The sequence below is a fragment of the Demequina lignilytica genome, from assembly GCF_030418375.1.
Classification (GTDB): Bacteria; Actinomycetota; Actinomycetes; order Actinomycetales; family Demequinaceae; genus Demequina; species Demequina lignilytica.
This window is the reverse complement of record NZ_JAUHPZ010000010.1, coordinates 71,034-78,745: the sequence shown is the minus strand read 5'-3', so window position 1 is coordinate 78,745 and position 7,712 is coordinate 71,034. Positions and strand designations below refer to the sequence as shown.

The 7,712-nt window shown below is 72.3% G+C and carries 7 protein-coding genes; 5 read left to right on the top strand and 2 right to left on the bottom strand.

Annotation, left to right across the window (positions count from 1 at the left end; genetic code table 11):
* The first annotated feature begins 185 nt into the window (after nucleotides 1-185).
* Nucleotides 186-1,694 carry a GTPase HflX gene (hflX, locus tag QQX13_RS12030; protein WP_301118380.1) on the top strand — a complete coding sequence of 503 codons (1,509 nt, stop codon included), beginning with the start codon at nucleotides 186-188 and terminating at the stop codon, nucleotides 1,692-1,694.
* Nucleotides 1,691-3,646, top strand: a complete 1,956-nt coding sequence (locus tag QQX13_RS12025) for an ATP-dependent DNA helicase (RefSeq protein ID WP_301153463.1) — start codon at nucleotides 1,691-1,693, stop codon at nucleotides 3,644-3,646. Before hflX ends, QQX13_RS12025 begins: the two co-directional genes overlap by 4 nt.
* Nucleotides 3,647-3,648: 2 nt before the next feature.
* Here the strand turns inward: QQX13_RS12025 and lexA are convergent, their stop codons facing one another.
* Nucleotides 3,649-4,395 (bottom strand): transcriptional repressor LexA, encoded by a 747-nt coding sequence (gene lexA / locus QQX13_RS12020; RefSeq protein WP_301118378.1) that lies wholly within the window; start codon nucleotides 4,393-4,395, stop codon nucleotides 3,649-3,651.
* 188 nt (nucleotides 4,396-4,583) lie between these two features.
* On the opposite strand from lexA, the gene QQX13_RS12015 reads away from it, so the two are divergent.
* Together QQX13_RS12015 and nrdR are read left to right on the top strand one after the other, a co-directional pair.
* Nucleotides 4,584-4,904, top strand: coding sequence for a LysM peptidoglycan-binding domain-containing protein (locus QQX13_RS12015; RefSeq protein WP_301118377.1), 321 nt, complete (start codon nucleotides 4,584-4,586; stop codon nucleotides 4,902-4,904).
* 84 nt (nucleotides 4,905-4,988) lie between these two features.
* Nucleotides 4,989-5,474, top strand: coding sequence for a transcriptional regulator NrdR (gene nrdR, locus QQX13_RS12010; protein WP_301118376.1), 486 nt, complete (start codon nucleotides 4,989-4,991; stop codon nucleotides 5,472-5,474).
* A 97-nt stretch (nucleotides 5,475-5,571) separates the two neighbouring features.
* Here the strand turns inward: nrdR and serA are convergent, their stop codons facing one another.
* Entirely contained in the window at nucleotides 5,572-6,777 is a 1,206-nt protein-coding gene (gene serA / locus QQX13_RS12005) for a phosphoglycerate dehydrogenase (protein ID WP_301118617.1), read from the bottom strand.
* A 109-nt stretch (nucleotides 6,778-6,886) separates the two neighbouring features.
* Between serA and QQX13_RS12000 the strand changes: the two genes are divergently transcribed.
* Complete coding sequence (locus QQX13_RS12000) at nucleotides 6,887-7,699, top strand: zinc metalloprotease (RefSeq protein WP_301118375.1); 813 nt, start codon at nucleotides 6,887-6,889, stop codon at nucleotides 7,697-7,699.
* Nucleotides 7,700-7,712 lie beyond the last annotated feature (13 nt).

Sequence of the window (7,712 nt, the reverse complement as noted above, 5' to 3'; positions counted from 1 at the left end):
GCGGGGGGAGAAGCTGCCGGTCGCGGTCTCCACCTCGAGGTCGAGACCGCCGAGGGCGACGGAGATCAGGCGTCGTTCGTCCGCGGAGGCCGGCTGCGCGGTGAAGTAGTGGTCCTCGGTCACGACGACGAGCGTATCGCCCGCCCGCACGGGGTCGAGGGGCCGGGGTGCGACAATGGTCGCGTATGGGACTTCAGGAATCGCACCAGGACATCCAGGCGGACGAGCCCGGCCGCTCCCGCGCCGACGCGGTGATCGACCGGGTGCTCTCGCGCGCCGGCACGGCGGTCGCCGAGGGCGGGACACAGGCCACCGACTACGACGGCGAACAGCTCGACCGCGAGGAGCGCGCCGCGCTCCGCCGCATCGCCGGGCTGTCCACCGAGCTCGAGGACATCACCGAGGTCGAGTACCGCCAGCTGCGCCTCGAGAGGGTGGTGCTGGTCGGCCAGTGGTCGCACGGGACCGCGCTCGACGCCGAGGTGTCCCTGCGCGAGCTCGCGGCCCTCGCCGAGACCGCGGGCTCCGAGGTGCTCGACGGCGTGCTGCAGCGTCGACCCCATCCGGATCCGGCGACCTACGTGGGCTCGGGCAAGGCCAAGCAGATCGGGGAGATCGTGGCGTCGGTCGGCGCCGACACCGTGATCGTGAACGACGACCTCGCGCCGAGCCAGCGCCGCGCCCTCGAGGACGTGGTCAAGGTCAAGGTGATCGACCGCACCGCGCTCATCCTCGACATCTTCGCCCAGCACGCCAAGTCCAAGGAGGGCAAGGCGCAGGTCGAGCTCGCGCAGCTCGAGTACCTGCTCCCGCGCCTGCGCGGGTGGGGCGAGTCGATGTCGCGGCAGGCCGGTGGCCGCGTCGCCGGCGGTGCGGGGATCGGCTCGCGCGGACCCGGTGAGACCAAGATCGAGCTGGACCGGCGCCGGATCCGCACGCGCATGGCGCAGCTGCGGCGCGAGATCAAGGCGATGGAGCCCGCCCGCGCCGTGCGTCGCGACCGCCGCCTGACCCTGCCCAACGTCGCGATCGTCGGCTACACGAACGCGGGCAAGTCCTCCCTGCTCAACCGCGTGACGGGAGCGGGCGTGCTGGTCGAGAACGCGCTGTTCGCGACCCTCGACCCGACGGTCCGCCGCAGCCGCACGCCCGACGGCCGCGAGTTCACGGTCTCCGACACGGTCGGCTTCGTCCGCGATCTTCCCCACCAGCTGGTCGCCGCGTTCGCCTCCACGCTCGAGGAGGTCGCGCACGCCGACCTCATGCTGCACGTGGTCGACGCCTCCCACCCCGACCCGGAGAGCCAGGTCCGCGCCGTGCGCGAGGTGCTCGCCGACGTCCCCGGGGCGGATCAGGTGAAGGAGGTGCTGGTCCTCAACAAGGCCGACATCGCCGACGCCGAGACGCTGCTGAGGCTGCGCGGACGCCGCGAGGTCACCATCGAGGTCTCGGCGCTCACGGGGGAGGGCATCGACGACCTGATGGAGCTCATCGGCCGTGAGCTCCCGCGTCCCGAGGTCACCGTCGACGTGGTGGTCCCGTACACCCGCGGCGACCTGGTCAGCGAGGTGCACCGCCACGGCGAGGTCCTCGCCCAGGAGCATGTGGCCGACGGGACGCGCCTCAGCGCTCGCGTGGATGCCGCGCTCGCGGCGCGCCTCGAGGAGGCCGGCGTCACCTCGGCCACGGCGTGAAGGCCCCATCCGAGGCGACCCAGGCGTCGCCGGCGGGGTCCGGAGCGCACGACGCCGACGCGCTGCTCGACCGCGCGGTCGCCGCGCTCGGGGGACAGCCGCGCGAGGGCCAGCGTGAGATGGCCCGCGCCGTCGCGACCACCCTCGCCGACGACGCGCACGCGCTCATCCAGGCCGGCACCGGCACGGGGAAGTCGCTCGGGTACCTGGTGCCCGCGGTCGCCCACGCCGTCCGGTCCGGGACGCGGGTGGTGGTCTCGACCGCGACCCTCGCGCTGCAACGGCAGGTGTTCACCAAGGACCTCCCGATGGTGGCGGAGGCGCTCGAGCCTGCGCTGGGCGAGCGTGCGCGCGTCGCGCTGCTCAAGGGGCGCGGCAACTACCTCTGCGTGCACAAGATGGGCGGCGGCTACCCCGAGCCCGACGAGGGCACGCTCCCGATCGGACCCACGTCGGAGCTGGGCCGCGAGGTCGCGCGCCTGCACGAGTGGGCGGAGGAGACGGAGACGGGGGACCGGGACGACCTGGTGCCCGGCGTCAGCGGCCGCGCGTGGGCACAGGTGTCCGTGAGCGGCCGCGAGTGCCTCGAGTCCAAGTGCCCCGTGCTGGACGAATGCTTCTCCCAGCACGTGCGCGAGGACGCGTCGAAGGCGCACGTGGTGGTCACCAACCACGCGGTGCTCGGCGTGCAGGCCACCAGCCACGACATGCTGGGCGAGCACTCCGTGCTGATCGTCGACGAGGCTCACGAGCTGGTGCAGCGGATCACCTCGTCGGCCACCCACGAGCTCACGGTCGCCTCGGTGGACCGCGCGGCGAGGGCCGCTCGACGCTGCGGCGTCACCACCGAGGACCTGGATCGCGCGGCGCGTCACCTCGACGGTGCGCTCGGTGACAGCACGGTCGGCCGGCTCCGGCTCGGTCTGCCGGACGATCTGTCGGCGGCGGTCGAGGAGGTGCGCGGCGCGGCCCGGGCGATCGCCTCGCAGGTGCAGAAGCACGCCGAGCAGGCCGGATCGGCGGGGAAGATCGCCTCGGCCTCGCTCGGCGAGATCCTCGACGTCTGCGAGGAGCTGCAGGGGGAGAGCGGGCGGTACGTCGTCTGGTTGGCCCCCCGCGACGGCGACTACGACGCGGAGGTGCCCGAGCGCATCGTCGCCGCGCCGCTCGACGTCGCCGGCCTGATCCGCACGCGCCTGCTCGAGGAGAAGGCGTCGGTGATGACGAGCGCCACGCTCGCGCTCGGCGGCGACTTCGGCGCCATCGCCAGGCATCTGGGAGTCGACGATCCCGTGACGCTCGACGCCGGCAGCCCCTTCGACTACCCGCGCCAGGGGATCCTCTACGTCGCCCGCCACCTGCCGAAGCCGGGCATGGGCGGGATGTCCGCCGCGGCGCTCGACGAGCTGGAGGCCCTGGTCGCGGCCGCCGGCGGGCGCACGCTCGGCCTGTTCTCCTCGCATCGGGCGGCCCAGCAGGCGGCGGAGGCGATGCGGGAGCGTCTCGACGTGCCGGTGCTCTACCAGCTCGACGACCAGCTTCCGACGCTGGTCCGGCGGTTCGCCGAGGACGAGCGCACCTGCCTGTTCGGCTCCACGTCGCTGTGGCAGGGCATCGACGTGCCCGGTCGCACCTCGAGCCTGGTGGTGATCGACCGGATCCCGTTCCCGCGGCCGGACGAGCCGATCGCGCAGGCGCGGACGGAGGACGTCGCGCAGCGCGGGGGCAACGGGTTCATGGCGGTGAGCGCCACGCACGCCGCGCTGCTCATGGCGCAGGGCGCGGGACGGCTGATCCGGTCCTCATCGGACCGCGGCGTGGTGGCGGTGCTGGATCCCAGGCTCGCCACCGCGCGGTACGGGGGGTTCCTCGCGCGGTCGATGCCCGACCTGTGGCCCACGACCGACCGCGAGATCGCGCTGGGCGCGCTGCGGCGCCTCGCCGCGTCCTGAGGTCAGACGCGGCGCAGGACGGAGACGACCTTGCCCATGATGCGGGCGTGGGTGCCGTCGATCGGCGTGTACGCGGGGTTGTGCGGCATGAGCCAGACCTGGCCGTCGCGCCGGCGGAAGGTCTTGACGGTCGCCTCGTCGTCGAGCAGCGCCGCGACGATGTCGCCGTTCTCCGCGCTCTGCTGGCGGCGTACCACGACCCAGTCGCCGTCGCAGATCGCGGCGTCGATCATGGAGTCTCCGGACACGTTGAGCATGAACAGCTCGCCCTCGCCCGTGAGCTGGCGGGGCAGCGAGAACACGTCCTCGACCTCCTGGTCCGCGAGGATCGGCCCGCCGGCGGCGATCCGTCCGACCAGCGGCACCGTGGCCATGTGGTCGGCGGACGATGCGGTCGCCGGCAGCGGCGTCGGCGCCTCGTCGGCGGCGGGCGGAGCGGCCTCGAGCGGCTCGTCGCCGGGCAGGACCACCTCGATCGCGCGCGGGCGGTGAGGGTCGCGTCGCAGCACGCCCTTCGCCTCCAGTGCCACCAGCTGGTGCTTGACCGATGACGGCGACGTGAGCCCGACCGCCTCGCCGATCTCCCGCAGCGTCGGCGGGTAGCCGCGGTCCGCGACCGTGGCGCGGATGAAGTCGACCACCGCGCGCTGGCGGGTGGTGAGCCCGGTGGCGGGGTCGCGCAGCTCGTGCACCGTGGCGCCCTCGGCGCCGCCAGGGGACGGGAGCCCGTCCGTCGTGTCGTGGGCCATGGTCCGCGCCTCCCGTCTCGTGGTCCGCATCCGATGTCAGACCCCGGTGGTCCTCTTGTGTCACGACGCTAGGGCAACCGCCATGCGAAATCAAACATATGTTCGAGCGTGTCTTGCGGGTGTCGGGGCGTGATGGTAGAACTAGAACAAGCGTTCGATAGAACAGGCGTTCGAATCAGGAGGCGATCATGAGCATCTACGCACCGCAGAACCCCGTGGCCCGGGCTCGACGCGCCCGCACCGGCCGTGTGCTCGCGCTCGTGCTCGCGGTGCTCGCCGCCGCCGTCGTGGGTCCGCAGGCGTTCGCCACGGAGGCCGGGGACGTCGCGCCGGTCGTCGCGGACACGTACACGGTCGGCTCCGGCGAGACCCTGTGGGGGATCGCGGTCTCGCGGACCGAGCCCGGTGAGGACGTGCGCGACACGGTCGTCGAGATCCAGCAGCTGAACGCCATGAGCGGCAGCGATCTGCGCGCCGGCGACCAGATCTACGTGCCGGTGGCCGGCTGACCGACCCGGCGTCACCCGCGCCGGCCGCGATTCGGGAGCGGCCGGCGATTGGGTGGCATGCGTCGTTCATGGCAGAGTGAGCGCATGCATTGCCCGTTCTGCCGCCACGGCGACTCGCGCGTCGTGGATTCGCGCACCGCGGACGACGGCACCAGCATCCGGCGCCGGCGCGAGTGCCCGAGCTGCGGTCGACGCTTCACCACGGTGGAGACGGCGAGCCTCACGGTGGTCAAGCGCAACGGCGTCTCGGAGCCCTTCAGCCGGGACAAGATCGTCTCGGGGGTCAAGAAGGCCTGCCAGGGCCGGCCGGTGAGCGACGACGACCTCGCGCTGCTCGCGCAGCGCGTCGAGGAGACGCTCCGCTCGAACGGTCAGGCGGAGATCGACGCCCCCGACATCGGCCTGGCGATCCTCCCGCCCCTGCGGGAGCTCGACGAGATCGCGTACCTGCGGTTCGCGTCCGTCTACCAGGCGTTCGCGACGCTCGACGACTTCGAGGACGCGATCGCGCGTCTGCGCGCCGAGGACGCCGAGGCGGCCGCGTCCGAGTCCGATTCCGCGGGCTCGTAGCAGGCGCTCCCGGCGCGCCGCCGCTCGCCTGTGCACGCGCAGACGGCGACGCCCCGACGGCCGCGAGGGCGGCGCGCCGGGGCGTGAGGTCCGATCGTCAGGAAAGGACGCGGAGGCGGACCGTGCCGGGCATCTGCGCGAGCGCGGAGACCGCATCCTCGTCCATGCCGGACGCCACGTCCGTGACCACGTAGCCGAGCTCGCCGCGAGTGCCGAGCAGCTGAGCGTCGATGTTGACGTTGTGCTCCGCGAACACCTGGTTCACGGCCGCGAGCACACCGGGGATGTTCTCGTGCAGGTGGGCGATGCGGTGGGACCCCTGGACCTGGTCGAGCGACAGGTTCGGCAGGTTCACCGACAGCGACGTGGACCCGTGGAAGACGTAGTCGCGCAGACGGGTGGCGACGAAGATGCCGATGTCCCGTTGCGCCTCCTCGGTGGAGCCGCCGATGTGCGGCGTGAGGATCACGTTCGGCATGTTCTGAAGCGGCGAGACGAACAGGTCGCCGGTCTTCTTCGGCTCGTCCGGGAACACGTCGACCGCGGCACCACCGATGTGGCCCGACTCCAGCTGCTCCTTGAGCGCCTGGATGTCGACGATGAACCCGCGCGACAGGTTGAGGAACAACGCGCCGGGCTTCATGGTCTCGAACTGGGGACGCCCGAAGAATCCTGAGTTCCCCGCGCGTCCGTCGACGTGCAGCGTGACGATGTCCGCCTCCGCCAGCAGCGACTCGAGCGTCGGCATGCGGGTCGCGTTGCCCAGCGCGAGCTTCTCGGCGTTGTCGTAGAAGATCACGTTCATGCCGAGCGCCTCGGCGATGACCGAGAGCTGGGATCCGATGTTGCCGTACCCGACGATGCCGAGCGTGCGACCGCGGATCTCGTGGGCGCCCGTGGCCGACTTCGACCACACGCCCGCATGCAGCTTGCTGTTGTGGTCCGGCAGCCGACGCGTCAGCGAGATCATCTCGGACACGGCCATCTCCACCACGGAGCGGGTGTTGGAGAACGGCGCGTTGAACGCGGCGATGCCGTGGCGGGCGGCCGCGGCCAGGTCGATCTGGTTGGTGCCGATGGAGAAGGCGCCGACCGCGATGAGCTCGGGTCGGGCCTGGATGACGCGCTCGGTGAGCTGCGTCTTCGAACGGATGCCGAGGAGCTGGACGCCGTCGAGGGCGTCGATCAGCTCGTCCTCGTCGAGCGCGCCGGCGTGGTTCTCGACGGAGATGCCGGCGGCCGTGAGGATCTCGGTGGCCTTGGGATGGAGGCTTTCAAGCAGGAGTGCGCGCACGGGGGCAATCCTCCCCCAAAACCGAGCCCGCGCAAAACGCCGTACGGTCCCGCCTGCATGCGGCGCGGCACGCCCGTCGTGGCACCACGAGCGTGGCACCGCGTGGCAGAGTTGGCGCATGTCGTCGGGCTCGCGGATCCTCATCGCGGTCGCGGCGTGCGTCGCGGTCCTGGTGGCCGGCGCGTGGTGGCGCGGCGTCGAATGGTCGGACGTGACGCACTGGGGGACGCCGCGCAACGTGCTCGAGACGTCCACGGGAGACGCGCGCATCCCCGTCGCCGACGGTCCCGCCGAGCGCCTCCTGCCCGAGGTGCCGGTGGCGACCTCGGGTTCGTACGACTTCCTGTTCCCGTCGGAGGGCGCGGGCGGCGGCCCGGTCCGCTTCGATCCGTGCCGCCCGGTGGAGTGGACCCTGAACCTGACGCTCATGCCCGACGGTGCGGAGCCGCTCGTGCACGACGCGATCGCGCGCGTGCAGGAGGCCACCGGGCTCCGGTTCGACTACCTCGGCACCACCACCGAGCCCGCCTCGTTCTCGCGGGACGTGATCCAGGACCGGTACGACGGCGGGTACGCCCCGCTGGTCATCGGGTTCCAGAACGAGACGCAGAACCCGTCTCTCGCGGGCTCCGTCACGGGCCTCGGCGGCTCCAGCGCGGTGCCCGGTGCGTACGGAGCGGACCGCTACCTGCGGGCCGGCGTCCTGATCCTCGACTTCGAGGACCTCGCCGCGATCCTCGCGGATCCCGACGGGGGAGCGGCGCTGGCGGAGGCGGTGATCGCGCACGAGCTCGGCCATGTGGTGGGCCTCGCGCACGTGCTCGACACGCACGAGCTCATGCACGAGTCGAACCTGAGGCTCCTCGACTGGGGACCGGGGGACCTCCAGGGGCTCGCGATCGCCGGTGCCGGGGGGTGCGAGCCGGGCTGACCCGCCGCGCGAG

What these genes read in the sequence shown, in the direction of transcription:
- hflX (WP_301118380.1), top strand. Translation starts at nt 186, where the DNA reads ATGGGACTTCAGGAATCGCACCAGGACATCCAGGCGGACGAGCCCGGC.
- lexA (WP_301118378.1), bottom strand. Translation starts at nt 4,395, where the DNA reads ATGGCCCACGACACGACGGACGGGCTCCCGTCCCCTGGCGGCGCCGAG.
- nrdR (WP_301118376.1), top strand. Translation starts at nt 4,989, where the DNA reads ATGCATTGCCCGTTCTGCCGCCACGGCGACTCGCGCGTCGTGGATTCG.
- QQX13_RS12015 (WP_301118377.1), top strand. Translation starts at nt 4,584, where the DNA reads ATGAGCATCTACGCACCGCAGAACCCCGTGGCCCGGGCTCGACGCGCC.
- QQX13_RS12000 (WP_301118375.1), top strand. Translation starts at nt 6,887, where the DNA reads ATGTCGTCGGGCTCGCGGATCCTCATCGCGGTCGCGGCGTGCGTCGCG.